Genomic DNA, 18,836 nt, shown 5'->3' with positions numbered 1-18,836 from the left:
TCCTACTTCAATTCAAAGAGTGAACCATAGCGTTTCTTTAAGCCCATCATTTTCACTTCTTTGATAATTGTCAACAAAATACCTACAACCATCATAAAAATCCCTGGCAGTCCTGCAATCCTCTGAATATCTGGATAATCCAGACTAAGCAACAGAGGAAGACCAACCATAAACAGCAAGAAAACAGCATTGATGGTACCAATTTTAAAAATAAGGGAGATCAGGTAGGCCTTGGTTGGCTGACCTGGTCTAAGAAGAGGAATATAATCTCCTGTTCGACGCATTTCTCTTGTTTTTTCTGTTGGATTAACTGTTGTAAAGGCAAAACTGATGGTTAAAAGAGCCAATATAGCCAAAAAGAACAAAATCCCTTCCAAATTCGTCAATGTAAAATAACTAGCCAAATATTGAAAAATCATGGCCTGATTGGGAAACAAGAAAGACAAAAGCAAGAAAATATACTGCGGAAAAGCCAATAGGGTATAGGCATACATGAAAGGCATCCCACCCGATATATTGAGTTTAATAGGCATATAAGCCTCTTTCATCAAATCGTTCTTGATAGCAATCCGTTGGATAGGTACCCGATACTCTGCCTGGTCCAATACAACCGTTAAATAGACGGAAAGAGCTGTCCAGGCTAATATCAATCCTCCTACAAAAGCCAATTCTGTCTGGAACAAATCAAGGAAGAGTGGAAAAATATAAAACTGCCCAACAATAATATTGATTAGAATGATAATGGCCGTCCCCCCAAGACCATAAGCAGCATTCATGCTGGCCAGCCAGCTAATCACAAAGGCACCTGCAATCGTGACCAAGGTTACAAAAAAAATCTCATCAATAATGGCTAGTTTGCCACCCTCGCCATAGTTCAATCCAATAGCCAGCCCCAAGCCCTGAATAAAGGCCAAAAGCAACATCAGAGCATTCTTACGAAACTCCATCATCCGTGGAGAAAGAGAGCTCTGCTTACTGCCAATTGAGAAGAGGGAGATAAGAATCGTAGCATACATCCAGGGTCCTAAACCTAGTGAAAAGATGGATAGCATAGGCAAACTACTTTGTGGTATCTGATGCCAAGGTAGTTCTTCAAGCGCTGTCTGAGGCAGATAGCCCGACAAATTCACTAAGGGAACAGGTAGATAACGACCTGCTAGAATGATAAACAAAATCAAACCTGTAACGAGGATTTTTCCTAAAACAGGATACCTAAAAAATAATTTATTCATCGCTAAATCTAACATTCTTTCAAGAAACTGTATTCACAAGTGAAGCGCTTGTATACTTGTAATAGAAGAGATTGTTTTTCGCTAATCAAGGCAGGTTGTTAGAGAATATTGACTGTATTTTGAAAACAACGAACAATGAGTAACTGAAAAACCAGCAGTTGCTGGAAGTGCTGAACTGTAAATACAGGTCCTAAGTTTCTATATCATTTTATTTTATCATAATGTCCATCGGAAGTAAATTGGCGGGTTGCTGGCAGCATATACTGGCCAATGATTTTCTTGCCTAAGAACCTGTATTCACAAGCAAAGCGCTTGTATCGAATTTTACTGTATAAATTGTCCATTTTGTGATAAAATAATCAAGTATACCTATCTAAAAGGAGATTCTCTTGAATAAGCCACTAATCAGTATTATTGTCCCTGTCTATAATGTCGAAAACTATCTGGATGAATGTATTCGAACGGTCCTCGGTCAAACCTACTCCAATTGGGAATTGTTGCTCATAAACGATGGTTCCACCGACTCTTCTGGGACTATATGCGATGATTATGCTAAAGGGGATGATCGTATCTACATAAAACATATAAAAAAAAGCAAGGGTGTGTCCGAAGCTCGCAATACTGGTCTGTCCCTTGCAAAAGGGGAGTATATTACCTTCCTAGACTCTGACGATGGTATTCGTGAAGATTTTCTAGAAACCTGCCTGACAACTGCCATTCAGCATGAGGTAGACATTGTCATTGGTCACTTTTTCATCTGGGACGAGAGAAATCATACCTTCTACTACTTCGTTGAGCAGGCACAAAAGGATCAGACAGAATTTCTAACCGTTCAAGAAGCTCTCGACCGACAAGTTGTTTGGAAAAACCTCAACACTGCCCCCTTTGTAATTCCGTGTGGCAAACTCTTCAAGGCTTCCCTATTCGATACTCTTCGTTTTCCCAAGAACAAAAGGTATGAGGATGAATATACCATTCACAAAACCTTTTTAAAAGCCAAGCAAATCGCACTGATTCATAGTGAATTTTACATGTACCGCCGTCATGGTCAGAGCTTTATGACCACCGACTTCAAACTAGAAACAGCCATGAACAATATCGAAGCCTTGGAAGAACGTATCGTAGATTTGGTTTTAGCCAAGAAGGATACGGAGCTGGTTCGCCAAAAACTCTATAATGTCCTATTACATACCAAACATGAATTAGAAGTCCATCAGTGTAGCGATAGCTTAGAATACCTACGTGTTTTAAACAAACTGGAACTATTTAGTGAATAAGAACCTCCTAATCAGAAAGAAACAAGCAATTTCCTATGAATACACCAACTATCCCCATCCGAGTAAAACCTATTTCTCAAAGCCTAGACTATATTTTGGAACACTCCTGCTCTGTCGCACGATTTGGCGATGGAGAGATGGACATTATTGCAGGTCACAGCATTCCTTACCAAGACTATGACCCTCAGCTAGCCAGTGAATTAAAAGAGATACTAGGACTTGAAAGCAACCAGCACTTGATGGTCTGTTTATCAGATGTTTTCGAAAACAGAGAACGCTATACAGACGCCTGTAATCATTTTTGGGAAGGACACTTACAGCACTACCAAGACTACTACCGCCAGATTTGTAAAGCTCCTTGGTATGGAAGTACCTTTATCTCCCGTCCTTATATGGACCTAGCCGATAAAAGTTTATCTGCTACCTATTTTCAAAGCTTAAAGCAGATTTGGATAGACAAGGACATCCTGATTGTCGAGGGCAAAACCTCTCGCTCAGGTGTGGGCAACAACCTTTTTCAAGAAGCCAAATCTATCCAGCGGATTATCTGTCCCTCAAAAAATGCCTACGCCCAAATAGACGAGATTATTTCGGCCATCAAGACCTACGGACAAGACAAACTAGTCCTTTTGATGTTGGGACCAACTGCCAAAGTCCTGGCCTATCGTCTGTCTAAAACAGGTATGCAAGCAATTGATATTGGCCATATTGATTCGGAGTATGAATGGTTTACCATGCAGGCTCAAACCAAAATCAAACTCCAGCACAAGCACACAGCTGAACATAATTTTGACCAGGATATCATCTTTACAGAGGATCAAGAGTATCTACAACAAATTGTCTTAGACTTGACAGGTGAGATCCTGCCTACTGTGCTAGAAAGTAAAACCATAGATATTGCTTTCTCTGTTAACAATCGCTATGCCCAGTATCTTGGCGCCACCATCCTATCCATCCTCGCCCATCATCCAAAGGAAGAGGTACGAGTCCATATTCTTTACAAGGAGATTGCTCAGAGCATTCTCCAAGACTTGGGCAACCTAGCTCAACAAACTCCCAATTTAGAGTTGCACTTCCATTTGTTGGAAGACCAGCAGTTTTCAGCCATTCCTATCCGAACTGAACAATTTCCGATTGAATCGTTTTCACGATTCCTACTACCTGAACTCCTCATTGACCTGGAGCGAATCCTCTACCTTGACGTAGACATCTTAGTACATGGGAACTTGATGGAGCTCTTCCAAACGGATCTAGAGGAATATGAGCTTGGAGCAATCATTGAAGCAGATATTTTCAAATACTACCAATGGTATCTGGATAGTCTGGGCTTTGGTCCAAATGATGCCTACTTTAGCTCAGGTGTGCTCTTGATGGACCTTGACAAGATGCGTCAGAATGGTACTACCAATCAGTTGATTGCCATGGCTTTAGAAAAGGCACAAGACTATAAATTCCCTGACCAAGATATTTTAAATACCTACTACAAGGGACAGTTCAAGCAATTGTCACCTGCCTATAACTACACCGATGTCCGCAAGCAAAATAGGGAACTGACAGCTGACGAGATTGTCATCGAACACTTCAACGGTGACATCAAGGCCTGGCATGCTATCACAAAAATACCCGACTATCTCAAGGTTTCTGCCCTGACCTACCAAGACTATCAGGCAGCATTCGTAACCCTACAGAATAAGCCTATGGTCAGCATCATTATCCCTATCGGCGAAGAAAGTCCTTATCTCCAAGCCTGCCTAGAATCCATCAGCGAGCAGACCTATCGCGAGCTTGAAATCCTCTTGGTGCAGAACAAGGCCTACTCACATAGCCAAGCACTAATGGATGCTTACCAGAAAGATAGCCGTTTCCACTTGCTCACCTTAGATACCGAGGTTGTTTCTCTCGAGCAGGCTGGCATCAGGAAGGCAAAAGGAGACTACCTAACCTTTGTCCGTCAGACTGACTGGTTGGACTTGGAGTACGTCGAGTGCTTATTGACCTCCTTGACGGAGAAAGATTGCCAGATCGCCCAGACCTCTTTCACTGTCTTTAATGAGGAACAGCAAAACTACCTCTTCTATTCAGAAGAGTTTCCAATCGGTACCGTCATAGAGAGCAAAGAACTACTTCAATGTTTACACAGCTTGATTTGGTTTGAAAAAGAAGGACATGAGAATTTGTTTGGAAAATTATTCCAAGCCCAAGTCTTCACACAACTCTTTCACCGACAGACATTAAGCAACCAAAAACTAGCCAATCTTGCCTATCTAAGTACTGATACAGTGGTGGTTAGCCGTCATAAACTCTATGTGCGTCGCTTTAAAGAAAAAGCTGAAAACTTAGAAATACTAAACAATAGAGTGGATGACCTAGCCTATCTCTTTACCTTGCTAGCCAATAACCAACTGTTGACCGTTGATTTTATGGATTACTATAAAGAACAAGCCCAACTACTAGCCAAGGAAAGCTATTGTCAAAATAATCATCAACTCTATCATCAAACCTTAGCAAGACTCAATCTACTCTAGCCAGCAGATAAGGTCATTTAGTTTCTCCTTTAATACTTCGACGAGGGGAGGCTGGGCTCAAGTCCAGCGCACTTCTCAGGGTTTGTGTCAACATCTCAGCGCAGTGGTTGATTGGCTTTAACAGTCTGGGGGAGTGAAACAGTTCAGTGAACTGTTTCAGCCCGAGCCTAGAAAGGAAAAAGCGAGGTTAAAGGTGGGAGATAAGATTTGCGAGGCAAATCTCAGCAGTTCGTGTTTTACACTCCAAATCTGACCATTACGATTGTTGCGAACAAAGTTCGCTTTATCTCCAACCTCAAACTGTCTCCCAGACAGTTTTGTTGCGAACTCTGTTCGCCCTATTTCCAACCTCCAACAGTCACTACTCTGACTGTTTTGTAGCGAACTTTGTTCGCTCTATCTCCGACCTCCAAAGGTTCCCCAAACCTTTGTGTAGCGAACGAAGTTCGCTCTATTTCCAACCTCAAACTGTCCCCCAGACAGTTTGAGCTATACGGGGGTGGGAGTTTAAAAGGTCTGGGAGACCTTTTAAAGTGGGAGATATAAGCTGACGGCAGTCAGCTCACATAAATTGATGTCTGGGGATAGACTGTTTCAGCTCAACAACTGGAAATAAGGAATTGTTGACGAACTCTTCTATGGATGGTCGAGTTCTTTCCCACTCCCTATTTCCACCTTCAGTACAGACTGCGCTAAAAGTAAACTAACAGACCTTATTATCCACAAAAGAGGGCAAGACTAGGTAGATTTAGAACTAAAAAAACAAAGGAGAACCGGATGCATATCGCATTTAGTGCTACTGATTCCTATGCCGACTACTTAGGGACAACCATCTATTCCATCATTCAACACCATCCTAACCAGGAACTGCATTTCTATGTATTGACCAAATGCATGTCTGACCATAGTCGTTTTAAACTCAATCGCCTGACTTCTCAGCTGGTGACCATTTCTTTTATTGAGATTGACAGCACTTCTTTTGACCACCTTCCTTTGAAAGAAGGTATTTCACTCGAAACCTACTTTCGCATCTTGTTGCCCAGCCAGCTAGCTGAACTGGACAGGGTCCTATATCTGGACTGCGATATCTTAGTTAATGGATCACTGAAAGAAATCTGGGAAAGCGATCTTAGTCACCATTACCTCGCAGGTGTCAATGAATTAGACATGCTCCATAGCAATGCGGAATACCGCCAAAAAATCGGGTTCACCCCTCAGGATATTTATGTAAATGCAGGGGTACTTCTCTTTAACCTAGAGCTAATGCGCCAAGACAAGATTGAGGAATTCCTCTTTGCCAAAGCGCAAGAGATAAAGAATTACATTGAATATCAAGACCAAGATATTATCAATATCGGTTTGAAGGGGCAAATCCTAAACCTTGAAGCCAAGTACAATATGACTGCCTATCAACGCAAGGTCAAACATATCTCGCTGGAAGAAGCGGTCATTATCCACTTCAATTGGCACAAGCCTTGGAGAAAGGACCAAAATTATCTCCAATACAATCGCGAGAGTTTCGAACTCTATCGCAGAACCTTTCAAGCCTACCTCTCCACTGTCGAGCCAGCAATTACTCTCCTAGTCAACGCTTGGCAGACCAGACCAGCCTCCCTCAGCCAATGCCTAGCCAGCGTCTTTGAGCAGGATTACAAGAACCTACAGATTCTACTCCTGCTACCAGAAGACCAACCTGAACTGGAAGAAATCCTGATTCCTTACCTGACCAAAGAGCATCCAGTAATGGTGATCAAAAAAGACTTTGCCACAAAAATGAAAGCCTATTATGCAGGACTAGCGCACATCAAAACCAGCTATTTCAGCATGATAGAGGCAGAGGACTGGCTGGACAAAACCCATATCTCATCCCTCTACCATCAGCTTGTGGAGCAAGATACCTTCATAGCCAGTGCGCCCTTTACCTTACTAGAAGAGGAGGAGGGGATCTACAAGATGTTTGAGCCTGACCTTGCTGACGGCCACCGACAAACCAGCTATTTGTTAGAAAACCTCTTCGGCTTAAAATGGTATGAAACTTTCCGTCATACCCACCTAGATGGCAAACTCTACCATTCCACTATCATCCAGAGAGCAGGTCAACTAGCCAGCTATCACTCAGAAGATTTACTAGCCTGCCTCTTCTACTTGGTAGGTGAATCCGTGGCCTTTGTCAATAATAGAACTTATGTCAAACGAAATGTATCAATAGTTCAGCCCACCTTTGAAACCGAAGGGGGCATTCTCCAGCGAATGAAAGAATTGAACCACTTCGCCTCCTATATGGCGCTATGTAATCTGTCTCTCATCCATTACAAAGAATTTTACAAACAAGAACTCTATGACCTGCTTGTGACTGCCCAGAAACTAGAGAAAGAAGAGCTCGCTACCAAGATAGAAGCGAAGCTCAATGAATTGCAATTCTTAGAGCAACTTCCTCATCACAAGCCATTCTATTAAGGAAACATTATGAACCTAGCATTTACTGTCAGCGATTCCTATATAGACTACATGGGAACCACCCTCTATTCCATCATGGTGCATACAAGAAAATCCCCTGTTTCCGTCTATGTCCTCACATCTGATATATCAGACTATAGTCGCTTTAAACTTCAAAAATTAGAAGACCGATTTCACAATCTAAACATCCATATCCTTGTGGTGGATGCCAAACAGTTCGAAGACTTACCTCTTAACCGTAGCCATATCACACGGCCTGAGGTTTATTTCCGCATGGCCTTTGCCAGTCTTCTTCCTGATTTAGACCGTATCTTGTACCTAGATAGCGATATTCTAGCTCAAAAGGATCTCCAGCCCCTCTGGGAAACTCCATTAGACGGGGCTTATATGGCCGCAGTTAGTGAACCACCATCAGAAGGCGGTTTTGACTACCGTCGGAGTATTGGAATGACGGACCCGACCTACTACTTTAACTCAGGGGTTCTACTCATGGACCTTAAAAAAATCAGAGAAGATAAGATTGAAAGCTTGTTATTTGAATGCGGACATACCATCAAGGATAAGATTCGTCTCCAAGACCAAGACATTATCAATGTCGCATTGGAAGGGAAGATAAAATCCCTAGACCCTATCTATAATTACGGCTATATGGAAAGGCAGGAAAATCTTCGCAAAGAGGCCGATATTGTGTTAAACCATTATAGTTTAGAAAAACCTTGGAATCGCCAACTTGATGTTCCAGATTACAATCGGCTCGCAGTCAATCGTTACTTGGAGTGCCATCAGGCCTATCTCCAGTTTATCGAGCCTAAAATCAGCCTAGTACTTCCTATTTTTGAAGCAGCAGACAACTTGGACAAAACCTTGGATTCCATTGCTCAACAAGTTTATCGCAATATTGATTGCATCATTTTAGATTATTCAGCCGATAGGGAAACAAAAGAAAAGTGTTTGGCAGCAGTGAAACCCTCCTCCATCTTCCGCTACTATCACTTTACACCAAATAATCAGCACAATTTTCTTAAAGAAGGTTTGGAAAAGATGGCAGGTAGCTATCTCAGTCTGATTTATGCAAATGATTGGGTAGACTCTTTCTATCTCGCCAAGCTCTTTCTAGCACTAGAAGAAAATCATGCTGACATCAGCAAAGTCAGCTGTAGCCAATTTGAACAGACTACTGGTAACTTCTACTTTTTCAACCCCTTGTGGCAAGAAAAACAAGTTCTGGATGGAAAATCTTACCTACAACAGACCCAGCTGGCACCCAGCCAGCAGGTCGCCTATTACCAATCCTTGTCTGGTATGCTCCTGGCTCCCAAAGTGGTGACAAGGGTTTGGCAACGAAGAACAGACCTCCCAGGCCAGCTCCTGACTCGATTCTTGCTACATTCCCAAGCAAGTCTGGTCTATCTACCAGAAGTAGCCTATATTTCTAGCAATAGCCAGCCTGTCCAAGCGATAATAACCAGCAGTCAAGAAACCTCCGATTATCTGACTGCACTACAAACCTATCACGTCTTAACAAAGGGAGCGGACAAAGACTTCTATCACCAAGAACTGCTGTCCCTGTCTAATAACACAGCTACCCTACCTCCAAACTTGGCAGAAGAAATTGATATACAGCTTGAACTTTTGAGGTGATTATCAACGAATACTATCGAGGTCGCCAATTTCCAAATTTAACGCGTAAGGATTAGATGAAAATGAGTAAAATAAATATTTCCTTTTGTATTAACGACAAGCATTGTCACTATGTATTTTTTACGATTTCTATGATAAAAAAATACACAACTAATCTGGATATATTTGTACTCCATACTGATTTATCCGACAAGTCAAAAGATAGGCTAAGAACATTGGAGACTGAATCTGTAAACATTCATTTTGTCAAGATTGATAGAGATTTATTTTCCAATTTGCCGCTAACACTAGATGGCATTACCATCGAAACTTATTACCGTTATTTATTGCCAGAAATTCTCGTAGATTGTGATAAAGTCATCTACTTGGATAGCGACCTCTTGATTCGATGTGATGTTAAAGAACTGTGGGATATTGACCTCAGTCAGCACTATTTGGCAGGTGTCAACGAAATTGACATAATCAACCGTTTTCCTGACCATAAATTAAAATTGGGATTTGATTTAGATGAACTCTTTATCAATGCAGGGGTCTTGGTCTGCAACTTGCAAAAAATGCGCCAAGATAAGATTACCCATCATTTATTTACGGAAACAGAGCGACTAAAAGACATCATTCTATTTCAAGACCAAGATGTCATCAATATTGCTTTGAAAGGGAAAATAGCCGAACTTCCCCTAGCTTACAACTACACAGTTGAAGCAATGGAAAAAGACTTGTTGGGTCTGGATGAAATCAAAATTATTCATTATAACTCCTCTGGAGCAAAACCTTGGAAACATTATCAATTTCAAGAGCTACCCTTAAATAAATATCTAAAACTTTGGCAAGTCGACTTTGTTAAAAATATAAAACAGATTCAACAAACAAAAGTAAGTCTCCTACTCCCCATCTACAATGAAACAAGTCTGACAACTATCGAAAACATTTGTAAGCAAAGCTACAAAAATATCCAACTCATCCTTCTAAACTACAATACTGATATAAACATTCAGGTACCAGATATCTGCTCCCACTACCCACTGGATGAGGAAAATGTAGACATCCTAACTGTCGACCCAGAAAGTCCGTTAGGACGAGACTTGCTCAAGCTGGTCAAGGGGCAATACCTGATTAGCCTCAGTCACATCGATGAACTGGATGATTCATTTATCGAAACAGCCTTGAACAGTGCTGAACAATACCAGTCTGATATTGTATTGCTGGAAAACTGTGACTTTAATGAAAACGATGGTAACTACTACTTCCATGCCAATCTATTCAAGGAAGAGACAGTGACGGCTGAAACTGTAACAAAGCACTTCCAGACTTTCCCTAGACATAAAACCTATCTGACAAATCCCTATTGTAAACTCTTCAAAACAAGCTATGTCAGAGACAACCATATCGATTTAGTCAATGATTTGATACCGAAGAGCTATGAAACCGACAAGATTTCTTATGTCAAAGAAACTCTCTATATCTATCGAAAAATCAAAGAAGAGCTGATCAGTGTTATCGTCCCTGTCTACAATGTCGAGAATTACCTACACGAATGTCTGGATAGTATCCTCAACCAAACCTATCAAAATCTAGAAATTATCCTGGTCAATGATGGTTCGACTGATAGTTCAGGCAAGATTTGTGATGACTATGCCGCAAAAGATGGGCGGATAAAGGTCATTCATCAAGAAAATGGCGGACTATCTGATGCTCGAAATAAGGGACTGGATGCCATGACTGGTCAGTTTGTAACCTTTGTTGATAGTGATGACTATCTTGGAAATCATTGTATCGAAACCTTATATATATATTCACAAACTTGTCAGGCAGACATTGCCATTGGCAAGTATATAGAGTTTGAAGAACATAACAAATTATTTGTATTTCCTAATTCTCAAAATAGTGTCAATAAAATAGAATTGTTGACTGGAGAGCAATGCCTTGAAAAATATCATAGATATTTTTCATTTATTGCTGTGACTGCTTGGGCTAAACTATATAGAGCCAACTTATTCAATGATAACACCCCATATAAATCCATCAGATATCCTGTAGATGTCTTGCATGAAGACCAGTACACGACGCATAAACTGTTTTTTAAAAGCCAAAAAAACATTTTTGTCGATGAATATCTATATGTGTACAGAAGACGAGAAAATAGCATAACCAAAACGCAACTATCAGAAAAGCGTATTATGGACGAAATCAAGGGCTTTGAAGAGAAAATAATTGACTTTGCCTTATTAAACAAAGATATGACCTATCTAAAAGAATACTACATCTACTTACTAAACCAACACAAAACCTATCTTGAAAATCACCAGCAACAAGATTGCGAGGTGTATGAATATATAGGAAAAAGATTGATGACCTATTTCAATTGGCAAGATAAGCCTTAAATAGTATGTTTTTTGGGTAGACTAGAAACAAATCGAAACAGTATAACAAGTACAAAAATAAGAAAAGGAAAGGAAGACAATGAAAGTTCATATTACCAATCTCTACGGCCAATCCCCCCTGAGTGTCGCCCTTATGGCTCAAAACATGGTCGCAGATATTGCAAAAAAATTAGATATCAAAGAAATCGGCATTTATAGTTTCAATGCCGATGGCGAAAGCGTTGAAAATCTGGCTATTCGATTTGATGGCATGAACGCTGCTGTAGGAAATGGCGATGTTATCATCTTCCAAGCACCTAGCTGGAACGGTACCCACTTTGACCACGAGTACATCAAACGATTACGGATTTATTCTGGCATAAAAATTGTCATCTTTATCCATGATATTCCACCACTCATGTTCAGCTCCAACTTCTATCTGATGGAAAAAACCATCGAAATGTATAATATGGCTGACTTGATTATCGCTCCTTCACAGAAAATGCTAGACCTGCTCTACCAGCATGGCCTTCGTGTCACCAATACTCTTTTGCAAAATATGTGGGACCATAAAACGGATATTTGGCTTGAAAAACCAGCCTTCCAACGGGTTCTCAACTTCACAGGAAATCCACAACGTTTCCATTTTGTTGACGACTGGCAGTTTGCAACACCGCTCAATCTCTTTGCGCCAGAATATTACCCAACCAAACCCAACAATGTGGCCTACCAAGGTTGGAAATACAGTCTCAGCCTACTCCAAGAATTAAATAAAAATGGTGGCTTTGGTCTTGTCTGGTCACAAGGAGAGGATGCAGAATACTACAATCTCAACGTTTCCTACAAATTAAGCACCTACATCGCAGCCGGCCTACCTGTCATTGCACCGCGTAGCCTCTCCAATGCCCACTATATTTCCGAATACAAGCTGGGGTTCCTTGTCGATAGTCTGGAAGAAGCCAATGCCATCGTTTCCACTATCACTGAGGAAGAATACCGTTCCCTCCTTGATTCTCTTTGGAATTTCCGAGAACTGATTACGAAGGGCTACTTTGCTCAAAAGCTACTGACTGATGCGGTTCATCAGGTTATGATTTAGGAGGAGACACAGTATGGACGATTTAATTTCAGTTATCGTTCCCATCTACAACGTGGAAAATTATCTAAGACAATGTTTAGATAGTATTATTAGTCAAACCTATCAAAACCTAGAAATTCTCCTTATTGATGATGCTTCGACAGATGATAGCGTCGCTATCTGTCAAGAATACCAATCCCGTGATAGTCGCATTCGCTTGATTAAAAAAACTGAAAACCGTGGTGTATCAGACTCTCGAAATCTTGGTTTAAAAAATATGACTGGCGACTTTGTCACCTTTGTGGATAGCGACGACTATCTCAATCACGATATGATTGACCGACTTTATCAGCTTGCAGTCACGGAACAGGCCGACATCGTTATGTGTGATTACTACCGTTTTATCGAAGAAAATTCTACTTTTCTCATCCACAATTACGAAGATTTCTATGAAACTCTCTCTTTTGAAGATTATCTGGATAGGGTATTTACCGGCGCAACGGACAATTATATCACAGTATGGGGAAAACTGTTTAACAGTTCCTTGTTTGTTCAAGATTATCAAATTCTTTTCCCTACTCTTAATCAAGCCAACGAAGAACAGCAAGTGACACATTTGCTATTTCTAAAAAGCAAAAAAACAATCTACCTCAGCTATGCTGGTTACTGCTGGCGCAAGCGTCCCAATAGTTTGACCAGCTCAGCAACTAGTATCCAGCACATTGCCGATGACTTAGACGGTTTTGAAAAACGCTACTTTGATCTCCTCTTGCTCGGTCATGATTTATCCAAAGCCATTGCCTTTTACAAGCTCAGGATAAGTGGATACAAACAAACTTTAGAAGAATTGGGCTACTGCCATCATCCAGTCTACCATCGGATTAGAAAACACCTTTCTCTTTACACTAGAGGGAGTTGACTGTTATAGATATGTATTTTGCAACGCAAAAGTGTATCAATCTCCGCATCTTTTAAATCGGTCTCGTTTCTCTTACTATAGTTATCGAACAAGCAGATATCTTGCGATACTAGAAGAACAAGGAAAAACAAATACAGAAATATATAATAGACTATTAAAATTTGCCTATTTGATAGAAAATGGAAAGCAATATGAAACATAAACTACCAATCAATTATTTAGGCCAATTCTATAATTTAGAACTTGAAGAACATGCTGATATTCAGGTTGATGATGGAATTATTGCCAAAAACTTTTGTAGCTTTGAGGTCAAGAATTATGCTACATTACGAATCGGCAAGCAGGTCTTTTTTAACTCCTCCTGTGTTCTAAGATGTATGGAGAAAGTTACCATCGGTGACTATTGTCTGTTTGGTGACGGGGTCAAAATTTATGACAACAATCACCACTACTCCCATCACCATGTTGAAGCGCTCTCTTTCAGCACTGCACCTATTACCATTGGACGACATTGTTGGGTTGGAGCCAATACTGTTATCCTAAAAGGGGTGACCATCGGTGACAATGTGATCATCGGAGCAGGCTGCACCATCTATAAGGACGTCCCTGCCAATACTATCGTGACCTCATCAGGAACTATGACCTATCGACCTCGACCACAATTTGACAAACAGGTCACAACCTTTACGGCATCCGATACTCTGGAACACTTGGAATACCTGGTTACTTCCCTGCCTGATATTGCTTTCAATATCTTGGCTGGAACCCATATCTCTCCTCATCTCAATAGTTTTCGTCGATTTAGCAATGTCAATATCTATAGCAATATCAACGATACTGAACTGGAAGATGAGATTTTGGATCGTACCTCCATCTATCTAGACATCAATCACTGGTGGGAAGTCAAAGACATCCTCAACCGCTGTCAGCAAAAACAAATTCCCATCTATAGTTTTGATACTGTCGCCCATCAACCAGAGCTAACGAATACCATGATTTCGAGTAACCATCCAGAAGAAATGGTGCAGGCTATTCAAGATTTTTTTAAAGAAAGGGATACCTAATGGAAAAGCCACTTATTTCAGTTATTGTTCCCATCTATAACGTGGAAAACTATCTCAGGCAATGTTTAGATAGTATTATTGGTCAAACCTATCAAAACCTAGAAATTCTTCTCATTGATGACGCCTCGACAGATAATAGCGTAAGCATTTGTCAAGAATACCAAGCACGAGACGAGCGGATTTGTTTGCTAAAAAAAACTTGCAATTCTGGTCTAGCAGATACACGAAATCTAGGTATCGAAAATATGACTGGTGACTTTGTCACCTTTGTGGATAGCGACGACTACCTCGAAACAACATTCATCGAGGATCTGTTTACACAACTTACCCTCCATGAGGCTGATATCGTCATTGGAGAATACTATGGTTTCGATGAAAACAATGGCATCTACTATATCCATTCTCAAGAAGTGAGGACAGAAGTATTGACGATTGAAAACTATTTTTCACATTTATTGACTGTGGGGACTATTACCTTCTTAACTGCTTGGGGCAAATTGTTCCGTAGTCACTTATTTACTTCAAAAGAACACAATAGATACATTCGCTTTCCGAATGTGAGAGTAGCGGAAGACAGGTATACGACACATTTACTTGTCCTCAACAGTCATAAAACAGTCTATTATTCTAAGAATCTCTATTGCTATCGAAAAAGAAAGGGAAGTCTTTCAGACGCCCCTTCTTCCCCTGCTAATACATTAAGCGATATCAAAGGCTATGAAACCTTGATTATTGACATGCTTCTTGCTGGTCTTGACCCTAGCCTTGCCGTGGATTGCTACAAACAGCGTCTCTTATATCACCAACAGCAGCACCTGACTCACAAGGTAACTGAAAATGATACTTACCGATATATCCTACAAAAATTAGGGATTCAATCCTCATCCGATAGTTAATCGGTCTACCATCGGATTAGAAAACAGCTATCCTTTTGGGCTATCAGGAGAAAATTTCAATGACAGAAAGGGATTCATATGAAACTAAAAGAACGTCTCAAACTCCATATGTTTTGGATTGGTCTTGTTTCCCTTATTCTCATGCTGATTGACAATATTGCCTCAAGTTATTTTGGCTACAATATCAGTCAGGAATTGAATAAGATCGAGCAAACCATTTGTATTATTCTCAGTATTCTTCTATTTTTGGGCATATTAAGTAACAAGAAAGACAGCTATGGTCAAGAAACCCTTGATAGCATCAGCCACAAGAAAGAAACTTCTGATAGGAACACTACAGGGGAGCAGTAAAGCTTTGAAAACTTGATAGTGATTCATGCTAACAGGTTGTGGCGGATATATAGCAAACCAAATCAAAAACAGGATTAGCTACGTTTATCAATTTGAGAACTCTAAAGTTATTTTAGGAGGGTGTTGCTGACACTATAACTCAAACTTGTCCTTTCCCTAATCCAAACCACTATAAAAAGCTGAGCTTGTTATCCGGATTTTATACTCAATGAAAATCAAAATTAGACTAGCCCCAAAGGTTTGGGGAAACTTTGGGGGTTGGAAATAAAGCGAACCAAGTTCGCTACAAAAGGTTTGGGGAAACTTTGGGGGTTGGAGATAAAGCGAACGAAGTTCGCTACAAAAGGTTTGGGGAAACTTTGGGGGTTGGAAATAAAGCGAACGTAGTTTGCTACAAAAGGTTTGGGGAAACTTTGGGGGTTGGAAATAAAGCGAACGTAGTTTGCTACAAAAGGTTTGGGGAAACTTTGGGGGTTGGAAATAAAGCGAACGAAGTTCGCTACAAAAGGTTTGGGGAAACTTTGGGGGTTGGAGATAGGCGAACGTAGTTCGTTTCTACTTATGCAGATAGAACCCTGTTACTATTTTGTTTCAAGGTATAGTCATTTGAATTAGCTTTGATACATCGTCACTTTCGGCTTGCCGTACTCTGCGAAAGTGAGGCTGGGCCAAAAAGACCAACCACGCTTCTCAGGGTTCGTGTCAACATCTCAGCTCAACAACTTAAAACGAAAAATTGTTGACGAACTCTTTTTATCTTGGTCGAGTTCTTTTCCGCTCCCCTTCCACTCATCAAATCAAGTCAACAAGGTCTGAGTTTGATTTTCGAAGAGTATTACAAGTCAAAAAAGCTGAGCAGACATCTAAGATGGCTTGCTCAGCTTCTTTTTTTCTTTTGCGATTTTTATACCTTCAATCCACTAAGCAATTCCTTATTCTGCCAGAGTAGATAAAGACCACCGCCGATAATAATCAGCATGATGACAAACTTGATCAAGCCCTTAACAAAGCGGATGACCAACATCAATATCATAGATACAATCAGCCATCCCCAAGCGGAAGAATTGAGTAAGGTTTGCATACTCTCTAGACTGGCACCTGTCCAGGCCTTGATAGGTTCAGGGATTTTATCAAACCAGCTGCTATCTATACCGATTTGTTCCATAATCGAATGACTGGTAGACTGCATCCATGCAAAAATCCCAGCATTATAGAGAAAGAGCAGAGCTTGCTCAGGATAACGTTTTATTGTGTTTGTAATTGTTCGAAACATATTTTCCCTTCTATTCTGAATACAAGGCAAGGACCGCATCAATATCTGCCTGCTGGATACCATGATTAGAACCTGCCGATTCCATAACAGAGGTCTGACTATCTTCATGATCTAGGCCAATAGCATGGCCCAATTCATGCTTAGCTGTGGGAGTGGGAAAGAACTCGACCAGTCTAGAAAGAGTTCGTCAACAAGTCTTTATTTCTAGTTGTTGAGCTGAAACAGTCACTACTCTGACTGTTTCACTCCCACCCCCGCATAGCTCCAACAGTCAGAGTAGTGACTGTTGGAGGTTGGAAATGAAGCGAACTCTGTTCGCATCAGTTGCGCTGAGATGTTGACACGAACTCTGAGTAGTGGTCCTGGGCTTTTTGCCCAGCCTCATCATAACCATATTGGTCGTTTAATAAATAAAAACTATTCAGACGCACCGTTACCGAGCTATAATAATTCGTCAATAAATTAGTCGTTGAATTGGCCTCACCTGCCGCCTGGGTATTTCCATCATTCATCTCAGTAGCAATAATATCAGCCTGATTTGGATCACTTGTCATCACAAAAGTGAAGGCCCCTGTCGCATTCCAATTTGCAATGGCTGTTTCATAGGCAGCTACAAATGTTGGATTCTGAGTTTCAATGTAAACAGTCGCAGTATTGCTTTCCCATCGACCATGATCAGCTGTATTGACCGTATCAGTCGTCAGGTGCTTAATGGTATTAACACCTTCTTCAATCGTCACTTCAGACTGTCCTTTGACCATCAATTGCACTTTTTGAGCTAGAGTTTGTAACATCTGAGGCGCTGTTTCCTGTTGAAAATAGAATAATAGACCTAGACCACAAGCCAACACCATTGATAACCAAATCAGACCCCAAAATGTCCGCCAAATCCACCGCAGAATATTTCCAATAAGTTTCATAGACTATACCTCTTTCTAGAAATAGGTTTTAGTATAGCCGTAATCTCTGAAACTTTTCTTAAAAACTAGGACAGTCTTTCTTCCAATTTGAAATCAATTGGCAACCAAGCCAATACTTTCTCAATCTGCTGATTCCAGTAATACCACTCATGTTTACCTGGCCCATAACTAGCCTCTATATCAAATCCCTGCTCTTCCAACTCTCGAACTGCTTTTTGATGCCCCTCAAAGAGAAAATCCTCCTCACCACACCAGGCATAAAACTTGGTCTTTTTATCGGATTGTTTAGCAATTTCTAACAAATTATTTGGATTCTGTTTATCAGAAATGTCACCAAATACTCCTTGCCAATACGAAGGACTTCCCAATTCTGCTGCCGCTGGATTATCAAAATCAAAATACAATGCGCCTGAAAGCGAAGCTGCATGTGAAAAACGATTGGTCAGCATGGCAATCTTGAAGGTCCCATACCCCCCCATAGACAAACCAGTGATAAAATTCTTCTCCCGCTTGTCAGACATATTTGGGAAAAATCGTTTGAGAATTTGAGGTAACTCTACTGCAATGGCATCGAAGTAATTCATACCGTAAGTGGTATTGGTATACCAGCCTTTATCTGTATTGACCATAACCACGATAAGATTGGTATAACGAACCAATCGTTCCACTGTAGAACGATTCAGCCAGGAATCCTGATTGCCTCCCATGCCGTGCAAAAGATATAGGACAGGAATATCGTTGTCATCGGGATTTTCCACACGATTGCTATCTGGATATAAAACCGTAACCTGTCTAGACATATCTAGAGCTTCTGAGTGGTATTCAATTTTCATTATTGCCATA

Annotated in this window: 14 protein-coding genes and 3 pseudogenes; 12 read left to right on the top strand and 5 right to left on the bottom strand. The window is 40.7% G+C overall.

All coding sequences use genetic code 11. The features are described 5' to 3' along the window. Positions 1-2: 2 nt before the first annotated feature. Positions 3-1,247 (bottom strand): accessory Sec system protein translocase subunit SecY2, encoded by a 1,245-nt coding sequence (secY2, locus tag CWM22_04455; GenBank protein ID AUC91211.1) that lies wholly within the window; start codon positions 1,245-1,247, stop codon positions 3-5. 368 nt (positions 1,248-1,615) lie between these two features. Between secY2 and CWM22_04450 the strand changes: the two genes are divergently transcribed. The 12 genes and pseudogenes from CWM22_04450 (at position 1,616) to CWM22_04395 (ending at position 16,348) form a co-directional block, all read left to right on the top strand. After that, the gene (locus CWM22_04450; protein ID AUC91210.1) at positions 1,616-2,509 is read left to right on the top strand and encodes a glycosyl transferase family A; all 894 of its coding nucleotides are present in this window, start codon (positions 1,616-1,618) and stop codon (positions 2,507-2,509) included. Between the two features lie 35 nt (positions 2,510-2,544). Next, entirely contained in the window at positions 2,545-5,034 is a 2,490-nt protein-coding gene (locus CWM22_04445; GenBank protein ID AUC91209.1) for a hypothetical protein, read from the top strand. 207 nt (positions 5,035-5,241) lie between these two features. After that, positions 5,242-5,340: pseudogene (locus CWM22_04440) on the top strand (hypothetical protein). A 471-nt stretch (positions 5,341-5,811) separates the two neighbouring features. Beyond that, positions 5,812-7,491 carry a hypothetical protein gene (locus tag CWM22_04435; GenBank protein ID AUC91208.1) on the top strand — a complete coding sequence of 560 codons (1,680 nt, stop codon included), beginning with the start codon at positions 5,812-5,814 and terminating at the stop codon, positions 7,489-7,491. A 9-nt stretch (positions 7,492-7,500) separates the two neighbouring features. Continuing rightward, a complete protein-coding gene (locus tag CWM22_04430; GenBank protein ID AUC91207.1) occupies positions 7,501-9,132 on the top strand; it encodes a hypothetical protein in 1,632 nt (543 codons plus the stop codon). Between the two features lie 56 nt (positions 9,133-9,188). Next, complete coding sequence (locus CWM22_04425) at positions 9,189-11,513, top strand: hypothetical protein (protein AUC91206.1); 2,325 nt, start codon at positions 9,189-9,191, stop codon at positions 11,511-11,513. Positions 11,514-11,592: 79 nt separating this feature from the next. After that, positions 11,593-12,591, top strand: coding sequence for a hypothetical protein (locus CWM22_04420; protein ID AUC91205.1), 999 nt, complete (start codon positions 11,593-11,595; stop codon positions 12,589-12,591). 13 nt (positions 12,592-12,604) lie between these two features. After that, positions 12,605-13,489 carry a glycosyltransferase family 2 protein gene (locus CWM22_04415; protein AUC91204.1) on the top strand — a complete coding sequence of 295 codons (885 nt, stop codon included), beginning with the start codon at positions 12,605-12,607 and terminating at the stop codon, positions 13,487-13,489. A 179-nt stretch (positions 13,490-13,668) separates the two neighbouring features. Then, on the top strand, positions 13,669-14,553 hold the full coding sequence (locus CWM22_04410) for an exopolysaccharide biosynthesis protein (GenBank protein ID AUC91203.1): 885 nt from the start codon (positions 13,669-13,671) through the stop codon (positions 14,551-14,553). Further along, positions 14,553-15,449 carry a glycosyltransferase family 2 protein gene (locus CWM22_04405; GenBank protein ID AUC91202.1) on the top strand — a complete coding sequence of 299 codons (897 nt, stop codon included), beginning with the start codon at positions 14,553-14,555 and terminating at the stop codon, positions 15,447-15,449. The genes CWM22_04410 and CWM22_04405 overlap by 1 nt, the downstream gene beginning before the upstream one ends. A gap of 78 nt (positions 15,450-15,527) precedes the next feature. After that, positions 15,528-15,800 carry a holin gene (locus tag CWM22_04400; GenBank protein ID AUC91201.1) on the top strand — a complete coding sequence of 91 codons (273 nt, stop codon included), beginning with the start codon at positions 15,528-15,530 and terminating at the stop codon, positions 15,798-15,800. Between the two features lie 251 nt (positions 15,801-16,051). Continuing rightward, positions 16,052-16,348 (top strand): hypothetical protein, encoded by a 297-nt coding sequence (locus tag CWM22_04395; GenBank protein ID AUC91200.1) that lies wholly within the window; start codon positions 16,052-16,054, stop codon positions 16,346-16,348. A gap of 356 nt (positions 16,349-16,704) precedes the next feature. Here the strand turns inward: CWM22_04395 and CWM22_04390 are convergent, their stop codons facing one another. The 4 genes and pseudogenes from CWM22_04390 to CWM22_04375 all read right to left on the bottom strand — a co-directional run bounded on the left by CWM22_04390 (position 16,705) and on the right by CWM22_04375 (position 18,835). Next, complete coding sequence (locus CWM22_04390) at positions 16,705-17,073, bottom strand: hypothetical protein (GenBank protein ID AUC91199.1); 369 nt, start codon at positions 17,071-17,073, stop codon at positions 16,705-16,707. A gap of 10 nt (positions 17,074-17,083) precedes the next feature. After that, positions 17,084-17,221 (bottom strand): annotated as a pseudogene (locus CWM22_04385) (protease). A 235-nt stretch (positions 17,222-17,456) separates the two neighbouring features. Continuing rightward, a pseudogene (locus CWM22_04380) lies at positions 17,457-17,993 on the bottom strand (protease). Positions 17,994-18,058: 65 nt separating this feature from the next. Continuing rightward, on the bottom strand, positions 18,059-18,835 hold the full coding sequence (locus tag CWM22_04375; GenBank protein ID AUC91198.1) for an esterase family protein: 777 nt from the start codon (positions 18,833-18,835) through the stop codon (positions 18,059-18,061). Position 18,836: the final 1 nt, after the last annotated feature.

Source organism: Streptococcus suis, from assembly GCA_002831545.1.
Lineage (GTDB): Bacteria > Bacillota > Bacilli > Lactobacillales > Streptococcaceae > Streptococcus > Streptococcus suis_P.
This window is presented reverse-complemented; position numbering and strand designations above follow the sequence as displayed.